The 26,026-nt window shown below is 64.4% G+C and carries 26 protein-coding genes and 1 pseudogene; 16 read left to right on the forward strand and 11 right to left on the reverse strand.

The window, feature by feature from the left end; genetic code table 11:
* Positions 1–5 precede the first annotated feature (5 nt).
* A complete protein-coding gene (locus HDG34_RS35505) occupies positions 6–1,157 on the forward strand; it encodes a porin (protein ID WP_184067816.1) in 1,152 nt (383 codons plus the stop codon).
* Positions 1,157–2,152 carry a LysR substrate-binding domain-containing protein gene (locus tag HDG34_RS35510; RefSeq protein WP_184067819.1) on the forward strand — a complete coding sequence of 332 codons (996 nt, stop codon included), beginning with the start codon at positions 1,157–1,159 and terminating at the stop codon, positions 2,150–2,152. The genes HDG34_RS35505 and HDG34_RS35510 overlap by 1 nt, the downstream gene beginning before the upstream one ends.
* On the opposite strand, the gene HDG34_RS35515 is transcribed toward HDG34_RS35510, so the two are convergent.
* Entirely contained in the window at positions 2,149–2,859 is a 711-nt protein-coding gene (locus HDG34_RS35515) for a FadR/GntR family transcriptional regulator (protein ID WP_184067822.1), read from the reverse strand. The two genes, HDG34_RS35510 and HDG34_RS35515, sit on opposite strands and share 4 nt — an antisense overlap.
* Before the next feature lie 415 nt (positions 2,860–3,274).
* Here HDG34_RS35515 and HDG34_RS35520 point away from each other — a divergent pair, with 415 nt between their 5' ends.
* The 3 genes from HDG34_RS35520 to HDG34_RS35530 all read left to right on the forward strand — a co-directional run bounded on the left by HDG34_RS35520 (position 3,275) and on the right by HDG34_RS35530 (position 7,718).
* On the forward strand, positions 3,275–4,564 hold the full coding sequence (locus HDG34_RS35520; RefSeq protein ID WP_184067825.1) for an MFS transporter: 1,290 nt from the start codon (positions 3,275–3,277) through the stop codon (positions 4,562–4,564).
* A gap of 48 nt (positions 4,565–4,612) precedes the next feature.
* Entirely contained in the window at positions 4,613–6,160 is a 1,548-nt protein-coding gene (locus tag HDG34_RS35525) for a UxaA family hydrolase (RefSeq protein ID WP_184067828.1), read from the forward strand.
* Positions 6,161–6,299: 139 nt separating this feature from the next.
* Positions 6,300–7,718 (forward strand): FAD-binding oxidoreductase, encoded by a 1,419-nt coding sequence (locus tag HDG34_RS35530; protein WP_184067830.1) that lies wholly within the window; start codon positions 6,300–6,302, stop codon positions 7,716–7,718.
* 188 nt (positions 7,719–7,906) lie between these two features.
* Here HDG34_RS35530 and HDG34_RS35535 read toward each other — a convergent pair whose 3' ends face one another.
* Together HDG34_RS35535 and HDG34_RS40305 are read right to left on the reverse strand one after the other, a co-directional pair.
* Positions 7,907–8,281, reverse strand: a complete 375-nt coding sequence (locus HDG34_RS35535; RefSeq protein WP_090810855.1) for a DUF3564 domain-containing protein — start codon at positions 8,279–8,281, stop codon at positions 7,907–7,909.
* Between the two features lie 87 nt (positions 8,282–8,368).
* Positions 8,369–8,464: pseudogene (locus tag HDG34_RS40305) on the reverse strand (cytochrome C); the annotation flags it as partial.
* Between the two features lie 248 nt (positions 8,465–8,712).
* Between HDG34_RS40305 and HDG34_RS35540 the strand changes: the two are divergent.
* From HDG34_RS35540 to HDG34_RS35550, 3 genes are all read left to right on the forward strand, one after another.
* Positions 8,713–9,702: a zinc-dependent alcohol dehydrogenase family protein gene (locus HDG34_RS35540; protein ID WP_184067947.1), complete on the forward strand. Its 990-nt coding sequence runs from the start codon at positions 8,713–8,715 to the stop codon at positions 9,700–9,702.
* A 158-nt stretch (positions 9,703–9,860) separates the two neighbouring features.
* Positions 9,861–10,862 (forward strand): universal stress protein, encoded by a 1,002-nt coding sequence (locus tag HDG34_RS35545; RefSeq protein WP_184067833.1) that lies wholly within the window; start codon positions 9,861–9,863, stop codon positions 10,860–10,862.
* A gap of 50 nt (positions 10,863–10,912) precedes the next feature.
* Complete coding sequence (locus HDG34_RS35550; RefSeq protein WP_184067836.1) at positions 10,913–11,383, forward strand: universal stress protein; 471 nt, start codon at positions 10,913–10,915, stop codon at positions 11,381–11,383.
* A gap of 33 nt (positions 11,384–11,416) precedes the next feature.
* Here HDG34_RS35550 and HDG34_RS35555 read toward each other — a convergent pair whose 3' ends face one another.
* The 3 genes from HDG34_RS35555 to HDG34_RS35565 all read right to left on the reverse strand — a co-directional run bounded on the left by HDG34_RS35555 (position 11,417) and on the right by HDG34_RS35565 (position 13,846).
* Complete coding sequence (locus HDG34_RS35555; RefSeq protein ID WP_184067839.1) at positions 11,417–12,517, reverse strand: PAS domain S-box protein; 1,101 nt, start codon at positions 12,515–12,517, stop codon at positions 11,417–11,419.
* A 122-nt stretch (positions 12,518–12,639) separates the two neighbouring features.
* On the reverse strand, positions 12,640–13,422 hold the full coding sequence (gene fnr, locus HDG34_RS35560) for a fumarate/nitrate reduction transcriptional regulator Fnr (RefSeq protein WP_184067842.1): 783 nt from the start codon (positions 13,420–13,422) through the stop codon (positions 12,640–12,642).
* Positions 13,423–13,438: 16 nt separating this feature from the next.
* The gene (locus HDG34_RS35565) at positions 13,439–13,846 is read right to left on the reverse strand and encodes a response regulator (RefSeq protein WP_184067845.1); all 408 of its coding nucleotides are present in this window, start codon (positions 13,844–13,846) and stop codon (positions 13,439–13,441) included.
* A 320-nt stretch (positions 13,847–14,166) separates the two neighbouring features.
* Here HDG34_RS35565 and HDG34_RS35570 point away from each other — a divergent pair, with 320 nt between their 5' ends.
* Positions 14,167–14,628, forward strand: coding sequence for a universal stress protein (locus tag HDG34_RS35570; RefSeq protein ID WP_184044907.1), 462 nt, complete (start codon positions 14,167–14,169; stop codon positions 14,626–14,628).
* A gap of 68 nt (positions 14,629–14,696) precedes the next feature.
* Here the strand turns inward: HDG34_RS35570 and HDG34_RS35575 are convergent, their stop codons facing one another.
* Positions 14,697–15,200: a universal stress protein gene (locus HDG34_RS35575; RefSeq protein ID WP_184023896.1), complete on the reverse strand. Its 504-nt coding sequence runs from the start codon at positions 15,198–15,200 to the stop codon at positions 14,697–14,699.
* Positions 15,201–15,223: 23 nt separating this feature from the next.
* Entirely contained in the window at positions 15,224–16,063 is an 840-nt protein-coding gene (locus tag HDG34_RS35580; protein WP_184067848.1) for a universal stress protein, read from the reverse strand.
* Between the two features lie 204 nt (positions 16,064–16,267).
* Here HDG34_RS35580 and HDG34_RS35585 point away from each other — a divergent pair, with 204 nt between their 5' ends.
* The 3 genes from HDG34_RS35585 to HDG34_RS35595 all read left to right on the forward strand — a co-directional run bounded on the left by HDG34_RS35585 (position 16,268) and on the right by HDG34_RS35595 (position 17,878).
* Positions 16,268–16,615, forward strand: a complete 348-nt coding sequence (locus tag HDG34_RS35585) for a polyketide synthase (protein ID WP_221309363.1) — start codon at positions 16,268–16,270, stop codon at positions 16,613–16,615.
* 64 nt (positions 16,616–16,679) lie between these two features.
* Entirely contained in the window at positions 16,680–17,426 is a 747-nt protein-coding gene (gene phbB, locus HDG34_RS35590) for an acetoacetyl-CoA reductase (RefSeq protein ID WP_184067850.1), read from the forward strand.
* A 137-nt stretch (positions 17,427–17,563) separates the two neighbouring features.
* Positions 17,564–17,878 (forward strand): hypothetical protein, encoded by a 315-nt coding sequence (locus HDG34_RS35595; protein WP_184067854.1) that lies wholly within the window; start codon positions 17,564–17,566, stop codon positions 17,876–17,878.
* Positions 17,879–17,946: 68 nt separating this feature from the next.
* Here HDG34_RS35595 and phaZ read toward each other — a convergent pair whose 3' ends face one another.
* The gene (gene phaZ, locus HDG34_RS35600) at positions 17,947–19,245 is read right to left on the reverse strand and encodes a polyhydroxyalkanoate depolymerase (protein ID WP_184067857.1); all 1,299 of its coding nucleotides are present in this window, start codon (positions 19,243–19,245) and stop codon (positions 17,947–17,949) included.
* Between the two features lie 349 nt (positions 19,246–19,594).
* Here phaZ and HDG34_RS35605 point away from each other — a divergent pair, with 349 nt between their 5' ends.
* Positions 19,595–19,834 (forward strand): hypothetical protein, encoded by a 240-nt coding sequence (locus HDG34_RS35605; RefSeq protein WP_090811852.1) that lies wholly within the window; start codon positions 19,595–19,597, stop codon positions 19,832–19,834.
* An 80-nt stretch (positions 19,835–19,914) separates the two neighbouring features.
* Here the strand turns inward: HDG34_RS35605 and HDG34_RS35610 are convergent, their stop codons facing one another.
* Complete coding sequence (locus HDG34_RS35610; RefSeq protein WP_184067860.1) at positions 19,915–20,421, reverse strand: PRC-barrel domain-containing protein; 507 nt, start codon at positions 20,419–20,421, stop codon at positions 19,915–19,917.
* A 177-nt stretch (positions 20,422–20,598) separates the two neighbouring features.
* On the opposite strand from HDG34_RS35610, the gene HDG34_RS35615 reads away from it, so the two are divergent.
* Complete coding sequence (locus HDG34_RS35615; RefSeq protein ID WP_409259713.1) at positions 20,599–21,018, forward strand: hypothetical protein; 420 nt, start codon at positions 20,599–20,601, stop codon at positions 21,016–21,018.
* A gap of 20 nt (positions 21,019–21,038) precedes the next feature.
* On the opposite strand, the gene HDG34_RS35620 is transcribed toward HDG34_RS35615, so the two are convergent.
* Complete coding sequence (locus tag HDG34_RS35620) at positions 21,039–21,353, reverse strand: flavin reductase (protein WP_184067866.1); 315 nt, start codon at positions 21,351–21,353, stop codon at positions 21,039–21,041.
* A gap of 551 nt (positions 21,354–21,904) precedes the next feature.
* Between HDG34_RS35620 and HDG34_RS35625 the strand changes: the two genes are divergently transcribed.
* The gene (locus HDG34_RS35625) at positions 21,905–23,644 is read left to right on the forward strand and encodes a methyl-accepting chemotaxis protein (RefSeq protein ID WP_184067869.1); all 1,740 of its coding nucleotides are present in this window, start codon (positions 21,905–21,907) and stop codon (positions 23,642–23,644) included.
* A 441-nt stretch (positions 23,645–24,085) separates the two neighbouring features.
* A complete protein-coding gene (locus HDG34_RS35630) occupies positions 24,086–25,801 on the forward strand; it encodes a thiamine pyrophosphate-binding protein (protein WP_260321443.1) in 1,716 nt (571 codons plus the stop codon).
* Positions 25,802–26,026: the final 225 nt, after the last annotated feature.

Genomic DNA, 26,026 nt, shown 5'->3' on the forward strand with positions numbered 1-26,026 from the left:
ACAACATGAATCAGACGAAGAAATTGCGGCCCGCCGTATTCGTTACGGCGGTGTTCGCACTCGCCTTGCTCCCGGTGGCCGCGCGCGCGCAAAGCAGTGTCACGCTTTACGGCGTGCTCGACGCGGGCATCACCTACGTCTCTAACGCGGGTGGCTCGCATCTGGTCAAGTTCGACGACGGCGTGACTTACGCGAACCGCTGGGGCCTGATGGGTACCGAAAACCTGGGCGGCGGGATGAAGGCCGTGTTCAAGCTGGAGAGCGGCTTTCACCTGGGTAACGGGCAAATCTCGAACGGCGGCTCGCTTTTTGGTCGCGCCGCTTATGTGGGTTTGCAGAACGACTGGGGCACACTCACGTTCGGCAATCAGTTCGACATGACGCGGGAAATGGTCTACCAGTACAACGCGTCCGCGTGGGCAAGCGGCTACGCCATCAACCAGGGTGACTTCGACCGCATGAACGGCGACCATCTGCCGAACGCCGTGAAGTTCATGTCGAGCACGTACGGCGGGTTTCAGTTCGGCGGCATGTACTCGTTCAGCAATACGCCTGGCGATTTTCACAAGGGCAGCGCGTGGAGCGTCGGCGCGCAGTATCAGCACGGCCAGTTCTCGATGGGCACCGCCTATACGCAGCTGAACAACCCGTCGGGCATTTACGCGTTCGACCCGTACAACATGATCGGCGTGCGCACGTTCTTCGGCAGGCCGACCGTGAGCGTCGATCCTGCCACGGGCGCCGTCACGTCGCTGTATGCGGATACGCCTTTTCCGGTCGACAGGCAAGGTGCCTTCGGCGTGGGCGCGAGCTATGTCATCAACAAGGTCACGCTGATGGGTGCTTTCACGTACACGCAGATCAAGGCGTTTGGCGAGAGCGAGCACATGCTGGTGGCCGAGGGCGGTGCGAACTGGCACATCACGCCGGCGGCTAGTTTCGCGGGCGGCTATCAATACACGCACTTCGACGGCCACCACTGGAATCAGCTGTCTGCGGGTCTGCATTACCTGCTTTCGAAGCGCACGGACGTGTACATCTCGGGCGACTGGCTGCAGGCGTCGAACGGTGTGGATGCGGTGATCGGCTACAGCTTCACGCCTTCTTCGACGACGACGCAGGCCGACGTGCGCATCGGCATACGCCACTCGTTCTGATGAAGCTTCCTGCTTCCCCTGAGCTCAACGACCTGCGGGTGTTCTGCATGGTCGCCCGCAAGTCCAGCTTTAGCGCGGCTGCCGATGCGCTCGACGCCTCGGCGGCGTATGTGAGCAAGCGCGTGGGGATACTCGAAGCGAGCCTCGGCACGCGTTTGCTGCACCGCTCGACGCGCCGCGTGGCGATGACGGCCGCGGGCGAGCGCGTGTTCGCGTGGGCCGAGAAAATCCTCGACGACATGGAACAGCTCGTCGAAGACGTCTCCAGCACGCGGCGCGTTGCGCGCGGCACGCTGCGCGTGTCGAGCAGCTTCGGCTTCGGCCGCAAGTTCGTCGCACCGGCGCTGGCAGCCTTGTCGGATCGCTACCCGCAACTGGGTGTGCGGCTCGACCTGTTCGATCGCGTCGTGGACGTGGCGGGCGAAGGCTTCGATCTGGACGTGCGCATCGGCGACGAGATCGCTGGCCACCTGATTGCCAGGCGCCTTGCAACCAACTATCGCGTGCTTTGCGCCTCGCCGGCATACCTCGCGCAGCACGGCGAGCCGCGAACCGTCGCGGATCTGGAGGCGCACGCGTGCCTCGCGATCAAGGAGCGCGATCACCCATTCGGCGTCTGGCGTCTCGATGCGGGCGGCAAGACGGTCGCGGTGAAAGTGACGGGTCCGCTCTCGACGAATCACGGCGAGGCCGCTGTGCAATGGGCGCTGGCAGGGCGCGGCATCGTGCTGCGCTCGATCTGGGACGTGCAGCCCTTGCTCGACGAAGGGAGGCTGCGGCGCGTGCTGCCCGAGCTCACGCAGCCCGCCAGCGTGTGGGCCGTATTTCCCGAACGTCTTGCGCAGTCGGCGAAGGTGAAGGTGTGCGTGGACTTTCTCGCCGAAGCGTTCGCGCAGGCTGGGGTGGGCTGCGCCGCGCAGGCGCCATCACAGGGCACTTCGAAGCCGCGGAGCAGAACAACGCCGACGCTGGTTCACAGTCACACCACCGCCTAAGGCGTCTTCTGCCCCCCCGCAATCACCCGCTCCAACGACAGCTTCAAGTGACGCTGCATCGCCGCTTGCGCCTGAATCGCATCATGCGCCTCCAGCGCTTCGAGAATCACGAGATGTTCGTCGGGCACGGCGCCCCACGTCGTCTCGTTCTCGAAGTGGCCGCGCAGCTTTTCCGACAGCGGACTATGCCGCGCATCGAATAGCGAGCTGACGGTGCGCACCAGCACCTCATTGCCGGACATTTGCGCGATCGCGAGATGGAACGCGCGATCGGCCGCGACCGGAATTCTGCCGGCCTTTACTTCGCGCTCCATCTCGTTGTAGATGGCGCGCAGCATCTTCAGATCTTTCGGTTTGCAGAACGGTGCGACGCTCGCGATGATCGAGCCTTCGATCAGGCAGCGCGCGCCGAGGATGTCGAGCAGGCTATCGCCGAGTTCGGCCTGCGACAGCGACGCATCACTCTGCGCGGACGGCGTCGCGCACAGGTAGACGCCCGAGCCCATGCGAATCTCGACGAGCCCTTCCAGTTCCAGCGCGACCAGCGCCTCGCGCACCGACGGCCGCGACACGCCGAGCGTCTCCGCCAGCGCGCGCTCGGGCGGCAGGCGGCCGTTCGGCGCGAACTCCGGCTGAGCGATCAGCGCGCGCAATTTTTCCGCGATCTGAAGATAGAGGCGGCGAGTGTCGGCAGGTCTGGTGGTCACAAAACGATTCCCGGCGATGTAGCTTGTGCAAGCCCCATAAGGCGAGCGCCGATTGTAGATCGAAGCGCCCGGCGCGCAAATCGTGCGCGCTCGGCGGCGCGGCGACAGCGTTCGGGCTTTCCCCAACTCCGTGCGAATTGGCTTGACCAGTATCGCACTCGCCGTTATTTTTGCAAATTGGTAAGGCCAGATTGGCGCCGCGGAGACGCCAGCCGTGCAGCCCTGCTGGTCGCTCCGCATCCCGACACCCGATCAATTTCTCCATGACGATGAAGACTGTGCGCGCACGACGGCTAACGACGCGGGCCGCAAATCCGCAGTAGATCTGTAGCACACCCCGGCAGCACACCGGCGGCCACGAGGCCGCATGGTTCATCCAAATAGAGTAGATGCCAGCCCAGGAGGAGACGGTTTCATGAAGAAGAAGATGCGTTGGGTAGTGATTTTTCTGTGCTTTCTCGCGATCGCGGTGAACTACATCGATCGTGCGAATCTCGCGGTCGCCGCGCCGCAAATCGAAAAGGCGCTCGGCATCGGCCCCGCCGAGATGGGCTTCATCCTGAGCGGATTCTTCTGGACCTACGCGTTGATGCAGATGCCGTTCGGCTGGTTCGTCGATCGTGTCGGCGCGCGCATCGCGTTGCCGCTCGCGGTCGGGTGGTGGTCGGTGTTTACCGCGGCCACCGCGGTCACGACCAGCGTCGCGGGCATGTTCGGCTGCCGCCTGTTGCTCGGCGTCGGCGAGGCGGGCGCATATCCGTCCTGCGCGAAGCTCGTCAGCCAATGGTTCGAGCCCAAGGAGCGCGCGATCGCGACCAGCATCTTCGATAGCGGCTCGCGGGTCGGCTCCGCGCTGTCGATTCCCGTGGTCGCGCTGATCATCGGCACGCTCGGCTGGAAGGCTGCTTTTGTCCTCACCGGCTTGCTCGGCGCGGTGTGGATCGTCGGCTGGTTCGTGATCTATCGGAATCCCGTGCAGGACGCGATGGAGAGCGCGCGCAACGCTGCGCCGGCGGCTCGAGCGAGAGGCGGCCAGGACAACGTGACGTGGGCATCGCTGTTTCGCCATCGCACGCTGTGGGGCATGATGCTCGGCTTCTTCTGCCTGAACTTCGTGATCTACTTCTTCATTACGTGGTTTCCGAGCTATCTCGTGCAGACGCGCGGCTTCTCGCTGAAATCGCTCGGCACGCTCGGCATGATTCCGGCGCTGATCGCGATTCCGGGCGGCTGGCTCGGCGGCTATGTGTCCGACGCGCTGTTCCGGCGCGGCTGGAGCCTGACGGCTGCGCGCAAGACCTGCATGGTCGGCGGCATGCTGGTGTCGTCGGTGATCACGCTGTCGGCGTTCACGGAGAACACCTATCTGATGCTCGCGTTCTTCGGTATCGCCTATGGCAGCCTCGCGTTCGCCGCGGCGAGCATCTGGTCGCTGCCCTGCGACGTCGCGCCGACACCGCGCCATGTCGCGTCGATCGGCGGCATCCAGAACTTTGCGTCGAATCTCGCGGGGATCGTGATCACGACGTTCACCGGCGTGATGGTCGCGATGACGAAGGGCTCGTTCACGATCCCGCTCGTCGTCGCGGGCGGCTTCTGCTTTCTCGGCGCGTTCAGCTATCTTTTCATCGTGGGACGCATCGAGCCGCTGTCGCTGGAATCGGAAAGCCGCGATCTGCCGAAGGGCGCGGGCTCCACGATCTGACGTATTCTGTGTCAACGCATACGGATAACCCCATTTTCGAGGCTTTTCATGTCGACTCAAGCTAGCGTCGCGTCCGCGATCATCCGCCTGCACCCCGGCGACGACGTCATCATCGCTACCCGGCAGTTGCTGCCGGGCACGCGCATCGAGGCGGAACAACTGGTCGTCGCCGGACTGATTCCACCGGGGCACAAGATCGCGACGCGCAACATCGCGCAAGGCGAGCCGGTCAAGCGCTACAACCAGATCATCGGCGTCGCGCGTGAGGCGATCGCGCGCGGCCAGCATGTCCACACGCACAATCTCGGCATGTCGGAGTTCGCGCGCGAGCACGCGTTCGGCGTCGATGCGCAGCCGACCGTCTACGTCGACGAACCCGCGCATTTCATGGGCATTCGCCGCGACGACGGCCGCATCGCGACGCGCAATTACATCGGCATTCTGACCAGTGTGAACTGCTCGGCGACGGTCGCGCGCGCGATTGCCGATCATTTCCGGCGCGACGTGCGTCCCGACGCGCTCGCCGACTATCCGAACGTCGACGGCGTGATCGCCTTGACGCACGGGCTCGGCTGCGGCATCGATATGCAAGGCGAGGGCATTGCGATCCTGCGTCGCACGCTGGCCGGTTACGCGGTGCATCCGAACTTCGCGTCGGCGCTGTTCGTCGGGCTAGGCTGCGAGACGAATCAGATCGACGGCGTGCTCGCCGCGGGCGGTCTCGACGCCAGCACGACGAAGCTGCGCAGCTTCACGATCCAGGACAGCGGCGGTACGCGCAAAACGATCGAACTCGGTATCGCGATGGTGCGCGAGATGCTCGCCGACGCGAACCGCGTGCAGCGCGTGCCGGTGCCGGCTTCGCATCTATGCGTCGGTCTGCAATGCGGCGGTTCGGACGGCTACTCTGGCATCTCCGCGAATCCGGCGCTCGGCGCCGCGGTCGATCGGCTCGTGCGGCACGGCGGCACCGCGATCCTGTCGGAGACGCCGGAAATCTACGGCGCCGAGCATCTGCTGACGCGGCGTGCGGTGAGCGCCGCGGTCGGCGACAAGCTGCTCGCGCGCATCGCATGGTGGCAGGACTATTGCGCGCGCAATGGCGGCGCGATGGACAACAACCCATCGGCGGGCAACAAGGTGGGCGGCCTGACGACGATCCTCGAAAAATCGCTCGGCGCGGTCGCGAAGGGCGGCACGACGAATCTGGTCGACGTCTACGAATACGCGCAGCCGATCGCCGCGAAGGGCTTCGTATTCATGGATTCGCCCGGCTACGATCCGGTGTCGGCGACGGGACAGGTCGCCTCGGGCGCGAACCTGATCTGCTTCACGACCGGGCGCGGCTCCGCCTATGGCTGCGCGCCGTCGCCGTCGTTGAAGCTGGCGACCAACACCGCGTTGTGGGAGCGCCAGCAGGACGACATCGATATCAATTGCGGCGGTGTGGTCGACGGCAGCGCGAGCATCGACGAACTCGGCGAAGCGATCTTTCGCATGATGCTCGACTGCGCGTCCGGCACGCGCACGAAGAGCGAGCTGCACGGCTATGGGCAAAGCGAGTTCGTGCCGTGGCAGGTCGGCGTGGTGACCTGAGCGGGTGCATTGCAGCGACACAGCCGAAAAGCCGAATGGATCACGCATTGGAGGATGCAATTGGAACGCCGCCTTTATTCAGGCCGCGAGGTGAAGCGCGCGCAGCGGCTCTGCCCGTCTGACGAACTGGAGATACCGGATGCAGCACGAACCGATCTCCGCGACCCGCGGTAACGAAGCCGTCGCCGCGCTGCGCGCGGCGCTCGGCGCTGACATCGTGAGACTGCCGGCCGAATTTGGCGCGCGGCAGTTCGCGGACTGGAGCGGCACGCCATCGACCGATCCGATCGCGCTGATCCGCCCGCGCACGACCGAAGAGGTCGCCACCGCGCTCAGAATCTGCCATCAATTCCGGCAGCCGGTCGTCACGCAAGGCGGCATGACCGGGCACGCGGGCGGTGCCTGCGTGCTTGGCGGGGAGGTCGCGCTGAGCGTCGAGCGGATGAACGGCGTCATCGACATCGATCCGGTCAGCGCGACGATGACCGTGTTCGCGGGCACACCGCTGCAGGTCGTGCAGGAAGCGGCCGATCACGCCGGCTTCATGTTCGCGCTCGACCTCGGCGCGCGCGGCAGTTGCACGATCGGCGGCAACATCGCGACCAATGCGGGCGGCAATCGAGTGATCCGCTACGGGATGATGCGCGACCAGGTGCTCGACGTCGAAGCGGTGCTCGCCGACGGCAGCGTGATCGGCGGCGAGCGCAAGATGATCAAGAACAATACCGGCTACGACCTGCGCAACCTGCTGACGGGCAGCGAGGGCACGCTCGCGGTCATCACGCGCGCGGTGCTGCGCCTGCGGGCCAAGCCGCGCGCGATCTCGACCGCATGGTGCGGCATGCCGGACTACGCGGCGGTGACCACGCTGCTCGGCCGCGCGCAGGAGCGGCTGCCGGCCGGGGTGTCCGCGTTCGAGGTCATGTGGCCGAGCTATTGCGACTTCGTGCGGCAACGCCTGCCCGAACTGCGCGTGCCGCTCGCGAGTGATCACGCCTACTACGTATTGCTCGAGACTTGCGGCGCGGACCCGGAACGGCAGTCGGCGGCTTTCGAGGAATTCCTCGCCGACATGTTGAACGCCGGCGTGATCGCCGACGCCGCAATCGCGCAATCGGACGCGGACGCCGCGGCGTTCTGGGCGATTCGCGACGCGCCAGCCGAATATCCGCGCCTGATCCCGGGACGCATCTCGTTCGACATCAGCTTCGCGGTCGCGCAGGCGGGCGACGCGGCGCAGCGTTGCGACGAGCGGTTGCGCGCGCGCTGGCCGCAAGCGACGATCCTCGTCTATGGGCATCTCGGCGACGGCAATCTGCACGTGGTGGTGCAAGAACCCGGCTGGACCGACGAGGCCATCGACGACGTCAAGCGCGTCGTCTATGAACTGACGGGGGAAATGGGCGGCTCGGTATCGGCCGAGCATGGGATCGGCGAGGAGAAGCTGGGCGTGCTCGGCCTGTCACGCTCGCCGGCCGAACTCGCCGCGATGAAGGCGATCAAGCTCGCGCTCGATCCGCACAATCTCCTGAACCCTGGCAAGGTGATCGCGATGTAGTGTGCGCGGCGCGAATCTGCGTGCGCAGCATGTTCCCGAGTCGCTTGCTCAGGCACTCGATCTCGCCGAGCGCGACGTGTTCGAATTCGGCGGGGCGCAGTGCGATCGCATCGTTGCGAACGTACTCACGAAAATATCCGGCGGCGCGTCATGGCATCGGCGACGCGGTACGCCGGAGCTGTGCCGATTCAGGCGTCTTCGCCGGTTGCGAATACGCCGTTTTCCGGTGCCGTCCGTTCGACGTCGATGCATTGCACGCGCCAGTGGCCGCTCGCGAGGATGCGGCCGTGCTCGGCGCACCACTGCACACGGCCGACCTCGCCTTCGAACGGCCCGTCGAGCTGATTCAGATCAAGCCCCTCGAGCACGCAGACCGGCGCGGAGCTATGCGGCGCGCACACGAGCGTATTGCCGCAATCCATATGCAACGCGCCCCATTCGGGCAACTCGAGCCCGAAATGACCTTCGCGCGACCATTGCCGCGTGTCCTTGTCGAGCCAGAGAATGGCGAAGGCCATCGGGTTGACACGATCGAACGTGTCGAGATGAACAGTCAAACGCATGACATGTCTCCGCAATGTAGACAACTGATTCGCATTGCCGGCGCCATCGCGCGTCGGCAGCGGGCCCGCTGCGTGCGCATCAAGTCCTTATTGGCTAAGTACCCATTGCACGAGCGTGTGCGCGTCCTGCGCCGATAACGGCCCACCGCGCTCGGCTCGGTCTCGCCATAAGCAACGCCGGCCGTCAGCGCGCACGCCGAGCACACGAGCAGACAGTTTCGGATTCGCGCAATCACGGCACGTACTCCCGTATCAGGAATAAGATCAGTGTACGGGCGGCGAAACGGCCCTCATTGACTTCGATCAAACGGTCTACGGCGCGGGCCGATCGCGCGACACAATGGCGCGCCTACGCTGATGAGAACGGCGCGCGCCTCGCTGTCTGCCATGACGGCAGCTTGTCGCCGCCGAAGCATCTGAAGGAGAACCCGATGCGAGCGATGGTGTTCGACGGCAACTCGGCGACACTGACCGAGCGGGAAGTGCCTGATCCGCGGCCCGGTGCCGGGGAGATCCTGATCGACGTTCATGCGTGCGGCGTGTGCCGCACGGACCTGCATCTGGTCGACCGCGAGCTCGAGCATCCAAAGCGGCCGGTGATTCCCGGCCACGAAATCGTCGGCGTGGTGGCCGAATTGGGCGCGGGCGTCAGCGGTTTCACGGTGGGCGAGCGGGTCGGCGTGCCGTGGGTCGGGCGCACCTGCGGCCACTGCCGCTACTGTCTGTCCGCCCGCGAAAATCTCTGTGACGACGCTGGCTTCACCGGCTACACGATCGACGGCGGCTACGCCGAGCGCACCGTCGCCGACAGCCGCTACTGCTTTCATCTGCCGCCGCACTACAGCGATATCGAGGCCGCGCCGCTGCTGTGCGCGGGTCTGATCGGCTATCGCACGTTGAGCATGGCGGGCGACGCCGAACGGATCGGCATCTACGGTTTCGGCGCGGCCGCGCATCTCGTCGCGCAGGTGGCGCGTCACCAGCAGCGCACCGTCTATGCGTTCACGCGTCCCGGCGACCACGCGGCCCAGCAACTCGCGCTGCGCCTCGGCGCGGCATGGGCCGGCGGCAGCGACGAGGCACCGCCCGGCGAACTCGACGCCGCGCTGCTGTTCGCGCCGGTCGGCGCACTGGTGCCGCTGGCGTTGCAGGCGGTCGCGAAAGGCGGCGTGGTGGTGTGCGGCGGCATTCATATGAGCGACATTCCGTCGTTCCCGTACGCGTTTCTGTGGGGCGAGCGGCGGATGGTGTCGGTCGCGAATCTGACCCGCGACGATGGGCTTCAGTTCATGCGCAGCGCCGCCGAGATGCAGCTCGCGATCGAGACGACGACTTACGCGTTGTGCGACGCGAACCGCGCGCTCGACGATCTGCGCAACGGCAACCTGACCGGCGCGGCCGTGCTCGCGGTCCGCCCGTGATCCGCTAGCGAGCCGTTCGCGCTTGATACAGATCAAGCCGCGCGCCGCGTCGGCGTTCATCATGTAAGCGCGAACCGTTGGCGTCCCCGTCACGGGCCGAGGTGTGAAGCGACGCGCTTGACGCGCCGCCTCGCGGTGCGACGATCCGAGGAGAGCCGATGAACACTGCTGCCGGGCGCAACACCTTCCACCGCGTGATGATCGCGTCCGCGGGCGGCAGCGGACTGCCGCTCGGCACGCGCGTCGCCCGGCAGTTGGTCGCGGCGGATGCGCGCTTTCGTCTCGTCGATATCGTTTGCAATCCTGCCGCGCTTTATCCGACGCTGATGCTCAGCTATCCGGACTGGTGCGAGGCGCATCGCGCGATGCTGCACGGCGCGCAGGCCGCGCTGCGCGACGCGGTGATCGCGTTGCACGGCGTCGTCGCGGCGACCGACGCCGAGATCGTCGATCTCACCGCGCTGCATCAGGGCGCGGCCGAAGCGCTCGCCCACACGGCGACGCAATGGGACGCGGATCTGGTCGCGGTGGCCGCGCATCCGCGTGAACATCGCTGGGACAGCCGTATCGATCCCGAGGAACTGGTCGCGTCGATCGGGCGTCCGGTGCTGTACATGCCGGCGAGGTCGACCGACGCGAGCGATGCCTCGGCGGTGAGCCGCGTGCTGGTCGCGATCGATGGCAGCGACACCGCGCTCGACGCGCTGCGCACCGCGCTCGCGGTAGCGCCGCCCGACGCACGCATCAAGGTCGTCTACGCGGCCGACGACCGCTTCGCGTGGTGCGAATGGTTACCGTTCGAAGTCGTGTCGCAGCATCGAATCGATGTCTTGCGGCGCGGCGCGGCGATGCTCGAACAAAGCCGGCGCGCGGCCGAAACCGCGTTGCTCGAGTTCGACGATGATTCCGGCGATGCGTCGAGCGCGATTCTGGACGAAGCGCAACGCTGGCACGCGGACCTGATCGTGATGGGTTCGCACGGCATGCGCGGCGCGCCGCACCCGTTGCCGGGGCACGTGACGTCGCGCACGCTGCGCGACGCGGCGTGTCCCGTGCTCGTGTGTCCGCGCGGCGCGTCGTCATTGCGGGCGGACGACGTGCCGCACGGCGAGTGGCGGGAGCCGTATCCGGGCAGTCCGGGCGGGCCCTTTTATCTGTAGCGGGAGCGCGCCACGCGCGTTGACAAATCCAACCTCAGTGGAGAATCGGCATGTACCAACATATCCTCGTCGCGCTAGACGGCAGTGCTTTCTCGAAACGCGCGCTGAAAGAAGCGGTGAATCTCGCCGCGTTGACGAAGGGCGTCGTGCATCCGGTTTATGTGGTCGACAAGACGCCGCTCTTTTCCTATGCCGGCTATTACGACCCGCTCACGCTCGTCGAAGCCTTGCGCCAGGACGGCCAATTGGTGCTGGAGGAGGCCGAACAGGCCTGCGCCGCCGCCGATGTGCCTTGCCGCCCTGAAATGATCGAGTCGGAGAGCCTGTCCGACGACGTCGCCGCGATCGTGCTGCGCCACGGCGAGCAGATCCACGCCGATCTGCTTGTGCTAGGCACGCATGGGCGACGCGGCGTGCGGCGCCTCGTGATCGGCAGCGTGGCGGAGCGGGTGCTGCGTTTCTCGACCTGTCCGGTGCTGCTCATGCGCGAGCCAAGCACCGAGGATGCGCCCGCAGAGTAACCCGCGACAGCGGGGCGCGGCAGCGCGTGAACATTACGCGAGCGCGTCGGCCGGTATCTGGATCGAGATCCCGAAGCCATGGCCCGGCGAGCTGGTGAACGACACGTTGCCGCGCAACTGCCGCACGCGTTCGCGAATGCCGAGCAAACCGAATGAATCTGTTCCCTGCGACCGATCCAGCGCGACACCCACGCCGTCATCCTCGATATCGAGCGATACGATGGGGCCCGCGCAGGTCATGTCGATGCGTACGCAGCTGGCCTTGGCGTGCCGCGCGACGTTCGTCAACGCCTCCTGAACGATGCGAAACAGCGCCGTCGCCGCGAATTCGCCGCACACCGGCTCGGCCGGTTCGAGATGCACGCTCGAGCGCACGTCGTAGCGTTTCGTGAAGTCTTCGGCCAGCCAGTCGAGCGCGGCGGCGAGCCCGAGGTCGTCGAGCAGCGGGGGCCGCAGATCGGCGGCGATACGCCGCAGCGAAGCGGCCATCCAGTCGATCTGCTTTTGCAGTTCATGCGTCTGCGCGGCCAGCGGCTCGGTGTCGGCCTGGCTTTTCAGCTTCGCTTCGAGCAGCGCGACGCTCATTTTCAGCGCGGTCAGCCGTTGGCCGAGATCGTCGTGCAGTTCGCGCGCCATACGTTTTTGCTCGTTTTCGCGGGCGATCTGCACGTGCGTGGATACCTGATTCGCGCGTTCGAGTTCCGCGAGGCGCATACGTTCGGTCAGGTCGCGCGTGATCTTGGCGAAGCCGAGCAGCGCGCCCGACGCGTCGTGCACGGCGGAAACGACCACGTTGGCCCAGAAACGCGAGCCGTCGCGACGTACGCGCCAGCCTTCGTCCTCGGTGCGGCCTACGGCTGCGGCGATTTCCAGTTCGCGGGCGGGCTTGCCGGCCGCGATGTCTTCCGGGGTATAGAACTTCGAGAAATGCTGGCCGATGATTTCTTCGGGCGTGTAGCCCTTGATGCGCTGTGCGCCGGGATTCCAGCTGGTCACGCGGCCGGACACGTCGAGCATGAAGATCGCATAGTCCTGAACCGCATCGATCAACATGAAATAGCGATCCTCGACGGGCACATCCGACACGGACGCCGCACCGGTGAAGCAGGAAGACTCGCCGCTCGACAGATCCATCGCTCCTCCGGGTGGTCACGCAAGGTCGCGCACCGCAACGCACCGAGTTATATCAGTTCGGGAGCGCTTGTTCCACCCCGCATGTCCCGCGAACGAACGTGAGGCGAGCGACGCGTCGGCGTTCAAACCCGAGCCAGTCCTTCCGCGTCTTCGATGCGGATCGTTTTGCCGTTCGCCTTGACGAGGCGCTCGCGCTGGAACTTCGAGAACATCCGGCTCACCGTTTCGAGCTTCATGCCCAGAAAGCAGCCGATTTCCTCGCGGGTCATGCGCAAATGAAACTCCGCCGCGGAAAAGCCGCGCGCCTTGAAGCGCTTCGACAGGTTCAGCAGAAACGTCGCGACGCGCTGTTCGGCGGTCATCGTGCCGAGCAGCATCATCTGGCTCGACTCGCGCACGATCTCGCTGCTCATCATCTGGTAGATGTGATGCTGCATCGGCTTCATCTCGCGACAGATCGCCTCGAGCTGCGCGAACGGAATGATGCACACGACGCTGTCTTCGAGCGCGATCGCATCGCAATTCTGCTTGCCCTCGCCGATGCCGTCGAGGCCGAGCGAGTCGCCGGCGATCTGGAAGCCGGTCACGTGCTCGCGGCCGTCGCGATGCATGACCACGGTCTTGAACGATCCGGCGCGGATCGCGTAGAGGCTTTGAAACGCATCGCCCGCGCGATACAGCGTATCACCGCGTTTGATCGAGCGCGTCGAGCCGATCAACGTGTCGAGTCGGCTCAGTTCGTCGGATGTCAGCTCGGGCGGCATGCAGATCGCGCGCATCGCGCAGGTGGAGCAGCGCGGCACGGCGTAGCGTGTGGCCGCGGTGCGTGGCACGACGTGGATCGGTACGACGTGCGAAGTGCGGGGCGCGTCGTGGCGGGGTTCACAGACTGTGGCAACTTGCATGCTCGGCTCCTGGCGGTCAGACCGGATGCGCACGACGCGCATAGGCAATCGCTTCGATGGCACGGCAGGCGAGTTCGAACTCCGAGGTCTTGTCGAAGCAGAAGTCGGCGCCCGCCGCTTCGCACGCTCGGCGAAACGCCGTCGTGCAATGATTGGTCAACACGATGCTGACGATGGACGGCCGCACCCGCGACAGCGCCGCGAGCAGCAGCAGATTGGTCTTGCCCGAGAAGCACGGGTCCAGCACCGCGACATCGGCGCGACTCGCGACGATGTCGTCGAACGTGTGCTCGACGCCGGCGGACTCGCCGACGATTTCGATGCCGGGAATCAGCGCGATCAGGCAAGCAAGCCGGCGTCGGACCTCGGTCGCATCGTCGACGAGGAAGACTCTCGATAAGGTGGCTGGCGGAGCGGTGTCCATACTGACCAGTATTGGCGACCTCATCTCAGAAATATATCGGCGGGGATTTAAGCGGCGCTAGGAGTTCGGGTAGTGTTGTAGGAATATTCCTAGTGCATGGCTGGCGATGGGGTATGTAGCCGAGTGCGAGTACACGGCTACTTTCGACGTGACGGCTTCGAAGGTCGCAGGCATGCAGTTGATCAAGTAATCACGGAACAAGCCGATAAAGACCCATTGACCTGCGTCAAGCCGCGCGGCGGCGCGCGCTTCACACTGTCGGCGCGGACACGCGACGGCACCGCTTCGGTTCATGCCAGCGCTTTCACAGGGAGTCCAACATGTATGCACGAATTCTGGTTGCGCTCGACGACAGTCCCAGCGCGCAGCGCGCCTTTGCCGAGGCGCTGAAGCTCGCGAAGCTGACGGGCGCCACACTCGAAGCCTGCTGCGTGGTAGGGCACGGCAAGTGGTCGGACAATGCCGATGTGGCTTTCGAGCCGGAACCGGCGGCCGCGGCGCAAGAATTCGCCAGCCGCGCGCTCGATGCGCCGCGCGAGCTGATGCGCGAGGCGCAGGTGCCCGGCGGCGTGCGGGTGATCGACGCGTACGCCGAAAGCGTGTCCGCGGTGCTCGCGCGCGTCGCCGACGAAATCGAAGCCGATCTGATCGTGATGGGAACGCACGGCCGCCACGGCGTGCAGCGCTTTCTGCTCGGCAGCGTCGCCGAGTCGCTCGTGCGTGCGACCGACAAGCCGGTGCTGATCGTGCGGCATGACGAACACGGGCACGCGCGGCCCTGAAGCGTCGCGTCGCGCAGCCGTGGCGCGATCGCGTCGGAGCGGCCGCGCAGCAGGCCGGTTTTCGCGGCTCAGGTGAGTTCGTTTTCGGCGCAGGCCGGGACTGACTGATCGCGCGTCGCGCCGTTCGCGTGCGCGGGAACCATCAGCACGGGGCAGCTGGCGCTGCGCAGCACGCGCTCGGCGACGCTGCCGAGCATCAGTCGTTGAACACCACGGCGGCCGTGCGTGCCCATCACGATCGCGTCGGCGTGCCATTCGAGCGCCGCCTCGACGATGCGATGCGCGACGTCTTCGCCGGTGATCGCGGCTTCGACGGTGCGGGCCGTGCCCTTGATCCCGCGCGCGGTCATCCGGCTCTGGGCATCGGCCGCGATCCGCTTGCCTTCCTCGATGAAGGCGTCCTGGATCACGCAAGGGTCGAAGCCGGGCGCGTCGTAGGCGATGACGGGCACGTCGATCACGTACAGCGGCTGCAGCTCGGCGCCTGATTCGGCGGCAAGGGTCAGCGCGGCGTCGAACGCACGGGAGGCGGTGTCGCTGCCATCGAGCGCGACGAGTAGGCGGTGAAACATGGCGGACTCCTTAAGCGCGCACTTCAGTGCGACAACAGCACCGGCACGGTCATCGACTCGAGCATCGTGCGCGTCGCGCCGCCCAGTACGACTTCGTGCAGACGCGAATGCGCGTAAGCGCCCATCACGATCATGTCGCAGCCGAGGTCGGCCGCCTGCGACAGCAGCGCGTCGCCGACCGGCGTGCCGTCCGCGACGCTCAGTTCGCGCACGTCGATCTTGACGCCGTGACGCGCGACGGTGAGTGCGATGTCGTCGCCCGGAACCGTGTCGCGCGGCGGACGATCGCCCGACGAATGAACCGTCAGCAGCGTCACTGTGGACGCGTGCGCGAGGAACGGCAGCGCGTCGTGGATCGCGCGGGTGGCTTCGCGGCTGCCGTCCCACGCGATCAGCACGTGGCGGCCGGGCGCCGCGAAGGTGCCGCCCGACGGCACCAGCAGCACCGGCCGCCCGGCCGACAGCACGACGTGCTCGACGAACTGTTCGGCGACGAACGCCTCGGGATCGGTCGGATCGGTCTGCCCGAGCACGATCAGATCGGCGAGACGCGCATAGGGCGGCACGACGTCGTTCGCGTAGCCGTTCGCGGCGATCCAATGACCGTCGACGTTCGCGCGCGCGAGTTCGGCACGAAACAGCCGCTCGAGCGCGCTGGCGCGCTCGTGCCGCAGACGCTCGTGCTCCGCGTAGTAGTCGGCGGTGCCGGCCATCACGAAGAACGCGTGCCGCGGTGGCACGTACGTCGAAAACAGGCCGGTCAGCGTCGCATGAAAGCGGTGTGCGAGCTGCAATGCGATTTCGAGGCGCGGATGTGCACGAACGCTCGTATCGAGGTGAACGAGAATGCTTTTGTAGCTCATCGCCAAAGCTCCGTGACAGAAACGTGGGGAAACGGGCACAAGCAGGCTCGAGCCCGTCGTCAAATGGAGTCTATGAGCCCGGCGGCCGCGGCTGTTGATGCAGATCAAGCGCGGGCCGCCGCGCGCTCAATACAGTGGTAGGCGCGCTCGACGGTTTGCAAGCGCGCCTGGCAATCCTATGCTGTGCTCTGGAGGGCAGCGATCATGGTTTCCGAATCCGATGCGCCGCCCGGGCGCCCCGCTTCACCGTGGACCTCGACGGCGTCCGGACCGCCCGAAGGCTGGCTCGACTACGCGGCGGCGTATCAGACCGCACAGGGCGCGGCACACGAGTACGCCGAGCGGTGCTTCGCCGACTGGAGCAAGTCGATCGCTTTCGTCGCGCAGCGCGAGGCGGACTGGTTCGGCGAGGCCAACCGCGCTTGCGCCGCCTGGTATGCGGGGTGGCAGGCGGCGTACGGCATCGCGCCAGGCGTCGCGCCGCTCGCGGGCGGCCTGAGCGCATGGTGGTGGAGCTCGCAGAACGCGCTGCCGTTCGCGGGCGTCGTTTAGCCGCGCGAGCCGGCGAGGCCGGCGCGCGCACCGTCAATGGCAGACACGGCAAGGAGGAGTTCAGATGGGAACGGATCGCGTGGCATTGGTCACAGGCGGGATGGGCGGTTTGGGCACGGCGGTCAGCCGGGCGCTTCATGACGCGGGCATGACGGTCGCGGTGACGCACTCGACGCACAACGATCACGTGTCGACATGGCTGCAGCACGAGCGCGACACGGGGCGCGACTTTCACGCGTACGAAGCCGACATCGCCGACTTCGATTCATGCGCGCGCTGCGCGCAACGCGTGCTGACCGAACTGGGCGCGGTAGACGTGCTGATCAACAACGCGGGCATCACGCACGACACGAGCTTCGCGAAGATGAGCAAGGAGCACTGGGACGCCGTGCTGCGCACCGATCTCGATGGCCTGTTCAACATGAGCAAGCCGCTGTTGCCCGGCATGCTCGAGCGGCGCCACGGCCGCATCGTCAACGTGGGGTCGGTCAACGGTTCGCGCGGCGCCTACGGGCAAACCAATTATTCAGCTGCCAAAGCGGGCGTGCACGGCTTCACGAAGGCACTTGCGCTCGAAACCGCGAAGCACGGCGTCACGGTGAACACGGTGTCGCCCGGTTATCTCGCGACCGCGATGGTCGAAGCGGTGCCGCGCGAGATCCTCGACACGAAGATCTTGCCGCAGATTCCGCTCGGCCGGCTGGGACGTCCGGACGAGGTGGCGGCGTTGATCGTGTTTCTATGCTCAGAGGAGGCGGCTTTTATCACCGGTGCGGACATTGCGATTAACGGGGGTATGCATATGCAGTGAGGGTGCTCGCCTTCACCGCGCTTGACCCACGTCAATGACCGTCTTTCTGGCAAGAACAAGATAAGCCTCATAGCAAGCGCCTGGATCCTGAGTCTGCGCGGAACAGGTTCGATCGACATTCGCAAGGGGAGGCGAAGATGGGCATCGACATGCAGATCGTCTACCTTGGCTTCGCGGGTGCCGCTCCGCTCGAAGCGGAAGCAGGTGCGCAACTGGTGCGTCTCGCGCGGTTTGGCGCGCTCGTGTCGCACTGCCATCTCGCCATCGAGGCGTTGCGTCCGGGATCGGCGCATCCGCTGTATGACGTGAGGCTGGATCTGGTCACGCCCGCGCACGAGTTCAAGCCCGTCGCGCACTGCACTGACGACGATGCCAAAGCGGCGATCCGTCGCGCGTTCGATGTGGCGGAAATGACCCTCGAAACAGCGATCGGCACCGAGCGTGGGAACTGACGAACTTGCGTCGTGACGTGACGCTCGGCGTTCGTCAGATGCGGACTGCCGACGTTTTCCCGGTCACCTCACGCCGATTCGCGGTTTGCCGAACCCCTGGCCGCGCGGCGCGGCCGGCAAACCTTCAACGCGGCGTGCTCGACATCGCGCCAGAATTCGCAGAGCCCCGGGTGAACCGCATCGCGCCAACGCGGCCCGATGAAGAGATCGTAGTGATTGCACTGCTCGATGGTGAGCTGCCGCGCGGCTCGCATCGGCGATGCATCGCACAGCGCATGCGCGCAATGCGTTTGCCCCGCGCCCGTGATCTCGTCGCTGTCACCCTCGATCGAGCACAGCGGGGTATCGCGCAGCGCGGCGATTCGTACCCGGCGCCCGGCGACCGACCACAGATCGCGCGGCAACAGATGTTCGTGAAACACCACACGAAGCATGTCGAAGAAGTAGCACTCCGCCATGTCGAGCACTGCGGCATATTCGTTTGCCGAGCGCAGCGCCCGCTGCGCACCGGGCATGTCGCCGGCGAGCCATCGGGACCAGTAATCCGCTTCGAGTCGCAACTGCCGCTCCGGATGCGCGGCAAAAATCGCGGTCTGCTGGATGAAGCCCGGATACACGAGACGCCCCGCGCCGCAATAGGGCGGTGGAACGATATCGATCGCATGGTCGTGAAACCACTCGAGCGAATGGGAACTGGCGAAGCGGTCGGTGATGGTCGGGTTCAAACGGGTATCGATCGGGCCGCCGAGTAGCGAGAGGCTCGCGATCGGCGCCGCCTCGTCCATGGCGAGCAGCGCCGCGGCGCCGAGCGCAGGCACGCTCGCCTGACAGATCGCGATCACATGAACCGGCGAACCGAACGCGCGGGCGGCGCCGACGAAGCTTTCGAGCGCGTGCACGTAGTCGTCGAGCGATAGCGGGCCCGCTTCGCGCGGCACGTCGCGCGCGTCGGCCCAATCGGTCACGAACACGTCACGTTCCTCGAGCAGCGTTTCGACGGTCTCGCGCAGCATGACTGAGTGATGTCCGGCGAGGGGCGCGCACAACAGCACCGGCAGTTTGGCGTCGGTAGGGGGTGTAGAGGGGTTGCGCTTGAACCTGAGCAGCGCGCCGAGCGGCAAGGAGGCGACGACGCTTTCGTCGACGGTAACGCGGCTACCGTTGCCGGCAACGGAGTGGATCGCGAATGTCGGCGTTCGTTCGAAAGCGCAGGCGGATCTCAGCAGCCAGTAGCTGAACGCGTCGGCCGCCTGTTCCGGGCCGAGCCAGCCCGCTTGCGGGCGCGGCCCCGACTCCGGTTCGGACAGAACTCCCCCGACCATCGCGCGCGCGAGGCGTTGCTGTGCATCGATGAAGGCGTACCACATGATGAACTCCGACGTTCGTCGATCATGAGGGCAGCGTTGCCGCACCGGCACGAACTCGTGACGCGGATACCGTCGCAAAGCTTACCGCGAAACGTCGGGGCGAGGGGCGCGAAATCGGTGCGCGCGGCGCGCCAAGCACGCCGCGTGCAAGAGGCATTGCGCGTTTTCCCGGCAGGGTTTTCACGCGATGGCGGGCGTCTGAAACGGAGCTGAAAGTATCGGGGAAAGCGAACGACGTCGAGCGTGACTCATGGTTCGTGTTGACGGTTGACGTGGATCAACGAGAGAGGCGTTGCGGGCCATTACGCTGACGATGGCAGTCGCTCGCGACAACCCCGAGGAGCATCCAATGGCCATATCAGCAAACGCGCAGGAAGGAACCTGGTCCGTGAGCGTCGAGACGCGGGAGGCGCAGGAAGGCGGGTTTCTGTCGACGATCCATGTCAAACATGTGTCGCCCGAGGGTGACTTCGAACGCACCTTTCATCAGTCGCAGGTGTTCGCCGTGGAAAGAGAAGCGGTACTCGAAGGCTTGCGCGAAGGCATGACGTGGATCGCGCTGAAGACGACGCGGACCATCGGGGTGTAACAGCGCACCGCGCCTCGCGTGCTCGCCGCAACAGGCAACGCGTGCGAGGTAGCGGTGCTCGAGCGTCGCGATGCGTGTCTTCAGATTCCGCTCGTCGGATCGACACGTGTCGCGGGATCGCTTTCGACGACGCTGCGCGTCGCTTCCCAGTACGGTTCGCGATGATAGAACTGATGGACCGACGTCCCCCATGCGCGATCGGCCATCGCCGGCCAATGGTCCTTGTCGAAGCCCGGCGAGCTTTTCACCTGCTCGGCCGTGGCGTCCAACTGGAAGCACTTGCGGTCCGTGTCGAGCGTCAGCGAACGCCACGGGATCGCGTGCAAGGTCCCGCCGATGCCGAGAAAAGCGCCCTCCGTCAGCACCGCATACGCGATGCGGCCGCTGCGCACGTCGAGCATGATGTCGGAGATTTTGCCGAGGTCCTGGCCATCGGAAGAGATCACCTTGTTGCCGTCGAGCGTCGCGGCGGCCATGACCTCGGGTCCGGGACCGTCGCCGACGCCGGCGCCGGCGATACGTGCGCCGGCGCTGGGCTGTACGGGAGTCGCGGAGGCGTTCGGGTCGAGAGGATCGAGCGGGTTCATGTCAAAACTCCTGATTTCCACGGAATACCTGCCGATCGCAAGACCCGTACCCGAGACCGGATTCGAAGACTAGAATAAAAACACGCCGTGTCGAGACGGCTGCGCTGCGCCCGGATAGGGGGAGCGATCATGCGTTGTGGAATCGTTGGTCTATGCACTGGCGTGGCGGGCGTATGTGTGTTGTCTGGCTGCGTCTATTACGGTCCTTATTCGTACTATCCGGGAGCCGGTGGCTATTACGCCTGCACCAGCGCCACTGCCACTGGCCCCGCGCAAGCATCGTCTGGCAACGCGCCTGTGCCGGCGAGCGGTACGGCGGCCGCGAATCCGGCGCCAAACGACTTGCCGTTGTCGGGACAGAATTGCACGTACGTCGCGGTACCTGCGCCTGCTTATTACGGCTATCCCGGGTATTACGGTTATCCGGGCTATTACGGTTATCCCGGCTATTACGGCTATCCCTATGGCTATTCATGGCCGGGCTACTACGGATGGTGGGGACCGTCAGTGGTGATCGGAGGCTACTGGGGCGGTGGCTATGGCCGTGGCGGCTATTACGGCCACTGGCACGGAGGACATGGCGGGCACTGGCATTGAGCAGCCATCACGCCAGCCAACTACGAAAACGTCTCCGGATAAAGATCCTCGCTCATGTCGAGATTGCCAGTCTGCGCGTAGATCAACGGGTCGCCGTCCGCGCCGGCTAGCGCGCCATCGACGACGCGCCCAACTATCAGCCGATGATCTCCCGCCTCGATGTCGCCGGTCACCCGGCAGTCGAAATGCGCGAGCGCATCGAGCGGCAGCGGCGCGCCGGTCACGTCGGTACGCCAGCTTGCGGTGAACGCATTGCGGCGCTCGCCGTCCGCTACGCCGATCACATACACACCCGCAGTCAAATGCCGGAAAAGCTGCGCGATCCAATTGCTCATAGGGCCTCCTGGATAAAATTTCGGCGCGTGTTGCATGCCTGTGCGGCTGCTCCGGAAGATGCAAAACTTAAATATTGAATCGATATAAACATCTCGAAATAGAATGAATCTCAGCGCGGTTGTTCGTCGCTAATGCGCTCTTCGGTCCAGACCCGCGCAAGCAGACGTGACGCGGTGCACGCCTGTGGGACGAATTCAGGCTATCACCGGGCTATGCAAACGATAAATATTATATTTAGCTAAAGACATAGAGCGTGCATGTTCGGGGCGACCAAAAGCTTTGCACCAAGCGAGTGCGGTCGGCACGAGTGCGTGCACCGATTGGCACTTTCATCGGCTCAAAATAGAGCACTCCTGTTTCTCTCATAGGGACGTAAAAAAATCTTCGCGATAATCCCGCTATTCACCTGAAGAATGAGAGCGTATTGCCGATAACCAGTTATGTCCGGTACTGCATTTCGCGTCGGTATGGCCTTGTGTTATAGCGGGCGCCAAAGCGGTGAGGTACCTGCTTATCCGTTCGGGTTCTTACATTCTCAACAAAGCGAACTATGAATTTCGGCAATATGAAACTCGGCGCCAAGCTGATCAGCGCTTTCATCCTGGTTTCGATCATCAGCGCTGTTGTCAGCGGGATCGGCCTGCACAACATGGCGGAGATCAGTGCGAACGCAGACAAGACGTATCGGCAGGACCTTGTCGGGCTCAACCTGATACAGCAGGCCAACGCCGACGTACTGAGAGTCGGCACCTATCTGCGCAACGCGGTTCTGGCCACGACGGCCGCACAGCGGGCTGGCTCGCTCGATCAAGCTGACAAGGCCTTTGCCTCGTCACGCGAGCACCTCAATCAGGCGGAGCCGCTCGTCTATACCGACAAAGGCAAGGCTACGTTCGCCGACCTCGATCAAGGTTGGCAGGACTACATCCAGGCCTTCAATGAAATGAAAGGCAAGATCAACGCGGCGGCGTTAGGGGACCGGGACAGCCTGACCGAATACATGCTGGGCGAGTACCACCACAAAGGCTTCAAGACCCTCGTGCTGATGGGCAATCTGGTTGCCCTGAAACAGGCCGACGCGCAACGGACAGCTGAAGCCAACGATGCCGTGTACGAGGAAGGTCGGACTTTGATGCTGGTCTTCGTGGCGATGTCCGTGTCGATCGGCGTGGGAATCGGCATATGGATGATGCGTAGCGTAACGCGGCAACTGGGTACGGAGCCGGCGACGGCTGCTGCTGTGGCCAGAAGCGTGGCGGCCGGCGACCTGAACATCAGTATCGCCCTGCGGCCCGGCGACACGAACAGCCTGATGGCGTCGCTCAAAGCCATGTGCGACGCCCTGGTGCGGGTCGTATCAGAGGTGCGCGAGAACGCCGAAGGTGTCGCGACTGCGAGTGCGCAGATCGCACAAGGCAATCTGGATCTGTCGAGTCGCACGGAGCAACAGGCGGCGTCGCTCGAAGAAACGGCTTCCAGCATGGAGGAACTGACTGCGGCGGTCCGCCACAACACGGACAATGCAACCCAGGCTGCCACGCTCGCGGGTACCGCCTCGAGCGTCGCGCAACATGGCGGCGAGATCGTCGGGCGCGTGGTTGAGACAATGCGTGACATCTCCACCAGCTCGGCCACGATGTCCGAGATTATCGGCGTCATCGAAGGCATCGCCTTCCAGACCAACATCCTCGCGCTGAACGCAGCGGTCGAAGCGGCCCGCGCGGGAGAACAGGGGCGGGGCTTCGCTGTCGTTGCGGGTGAAGTCCGCACGCTCGCGCAGCGCAGTGCGACTGCCGCGAAGGAAATCAAGGAGTTGATCTCCGACTCTGTCAGCCGGGTGGAGGCAGGCTCGATGCTCGTCGAAGAAGCGGGCGGTGCGATCAAGGAAATCGTGCAGTCAGTGAAGCGCGTGACCGACATCGTGGGTGAAATCTCGTCGGCATCGAGCGAGCAAAGCACTGGTATCGAACAGGTCAATCAGGCAGTCAACCAGATGGACCAGGTCACACAGCAAAACGCTGCGCTTGTCGAAGAGGCGTCGGCGGCAGCCCAGACAATGGCCCGGCAAGCGGAAAGCCTGCGCAAGACGGTCGCTTTTTTCAAGGTCGATGGCGAGAAGGCTGCTTCATCGCGAGCGACGACGCAAGCGGCAGTACCGCAACGGACGGCCCTGAACCGCGCCCCGTCCTCTGCTGTAACACCGGCAAAGCTTGCGAGGAGACCAGTCCCCTCTTCAGAACGTCCGGTAGTCCTCGCCGCCGCGACTGAGACGGACTGGCAGAAATTCTGAGCGATTCCGACCGGTTCCGGGTGCTGGATGACGTCGATTCATACCGTCGGCGCGTGCCAGCCCCGCGGGAGTCGAGCGGGCGAAGATCCGCGATACACGTGCGCCGGATGGCTATCAATGCGGCGCGGCGACTGCCTCAGGCACGCAGGCAGCGTGGATGATCAACAGTGCAGCCAGGGCGTGTGATTGTGGACGGAGACACCCGGGCCCGCCGGTCAAGCGGGTTCGAGGAAATAGCGTGATGCGCGACTGCACTCGACGTGCAGCGCCTTGAATGTCGTCTCGCCGTCTCCGCGCACTGGCCATCGCCGATCTCGTCTCGCGCCGCTCCGACAGGCAGCGCGTGACGGGCAGATGCGCAGCGGTGAGATTCGATTAACGGTAACTCGTGAGATCGTAATCAAAACTATGGGATCAAACGCTCCGCTCAATGTCTCGACAATGGTTGTGAACTCGTTGGAGTCCGCCGGAATAGACCACGTGTTCCTGGTCCCGGGAAAACTGATCTATCCGCTGCTGGACGCAATCGACAACTCCCCTTTGATTCGCGGAATCGTAGGCGCTCATGAGACTGGCAGTGCTTTCATGGCCGATGGCTATGCCCGCGCCAGCCGGAAATTCGGTGTTTGCGCAGGGATTTCCGGCCCAGGCACGATGAATTTCGTGCCCGGCATGGCGGCCGCTCACGCAGACCGGATTCCGATGCTCTATATTGCCGGCGGGATCTCGTCGCACGCGGAAGGCAAAGGGGCGTTCCAGGATGCCACGCCCGGAGGCATTTTTGAAAGCGGCGTGGTCAGAAGTCTGGTGACGGATATCGTCGAGCTAAAGAACAAGGAAAATACTCAGGCCGAGATGCGTCGTGCGATCGAAGGGTTGAACTGGATGCGTCGAGCGCAGTCATTCATCAGTATCCCCGTAGACGTTCAAAAGCAGGATGTCCTGCCCGGTCAGGAGGTGGCACGGCAACCCTACGCTCACCGCGAATTTAACGCATGCGAAGTGCCCGCGAACCGCGCCGCTCTCGATGCCCTGTGCGATCAGTATCTGTTTCAGTCGAAGAGAGTCGCGTTTCTGGTCGGAAGTCGCGGCAATGATGCGGAAACTGCAAAGCTTCTTCTCGAGGTTGCCGAAGGCTTTCACATTCCAGTCGCAACGACACTATCGGGAAAAGGTGCATTTCCTGAGCAACATGCCCTTGCACTGGGTGTGTACGGATTTTCAAGTCATTCGCGCGCTGCACGGGTGATCAACTCCGACGAACTTGATGTACTAGTCGTGTTTGGTAGCGACCTGAACCAGCGAGACAGCATGAACTGGAGCAGGAGGCTGACAGGGGGGAAGGAGCTATTCATCTTTGATGACAGCTTCGATTCACCGGCGATGGGGCACATTTCGCGTCAAGGAATCTTCTCCGGAATTTCCGCGAGCTTCCGGTTGCTGGCTCAGAAAGCCGCGGACAACCGTCCCGGGCTGCCGCAAGCACTGCAAAGAAGAAAGGGGTGGATTGCCGAGATCAACGAGACCCCCCTGTACGACCACCGGTTCGAGCAGTTAGGAGACCGAGTTTCCAGCGGTGACGAAGCGCTATATCCTGGAGACGTAGTTAAGCACTTGTGCCGGATTCTGCCGAAGGACAGCAACGTCGTGGTGGATTCCGGAGCCCACCGCATCTTCATGGCCCATTACTGGCTGTCGTCAGGTAAGGGCAACTACTTTTCGTCGAGCTCGCTCGCCCCGATGGGCTGGGCCATCGCAGCCGGAATCGGCGTCAAGCTTGCGGCCCCAGAACGCCCGTGTGTCGTGGTGACCGGCGACGGGTGCATGATGATGCACGGCATGGAGATTCAGACCGCGGCTCGATACCGAGTCAAGGTGATCTATGTGGTTCTGAACAACGCCGCACATGGCGCAATCCATATCGACGCTATCAGGAGTGGTTCGATTTCAGAGCAGTTCACCAAATTGCCCTGTCATAGCTGGTCGGCTTTTGCATCGTCGATCGGTGTGGCCGCGCGCGCGGTTGAGCGCATCGACGAGCTTGATGGTGTACTGAGTGAAGCTTGTCAATATGACGGCCCCTTTCTGATCGAAGTCATCACCGGAGTTTTTCCCGCGCCGAACCGGTACTATGCAGAAGCCGAAGCCTGTCCGTGAGATTCCATCCTTCAACGCGGCAAAGCCAACCGCATTGCTGAACGACGCCGCAATCAGACTGTCTGAACGCCGCGCCGCAGTTGTCAACGAAATGTCATTCGAACCGCCTAAGTTTAGACGTTCGAGCCGATGGCAAGGCTCGACGCGGCGATGGGCACGCCGGGCCTGCGGAATGCGCAAGAGAGGGATCGCGGCGCGTAGCTTGCTGCAACCATTGAACCGGTC

The organism is Paraburkholderia sp. HC6.4b (assembly GCF_014200875.1).
GTDB lineage: Bacteria > Pseudomonadota > Gammaproteobacteria > Burkholderiales > Burkholderiaceae > Paraburkholderia > Paraburkholderia tuberum.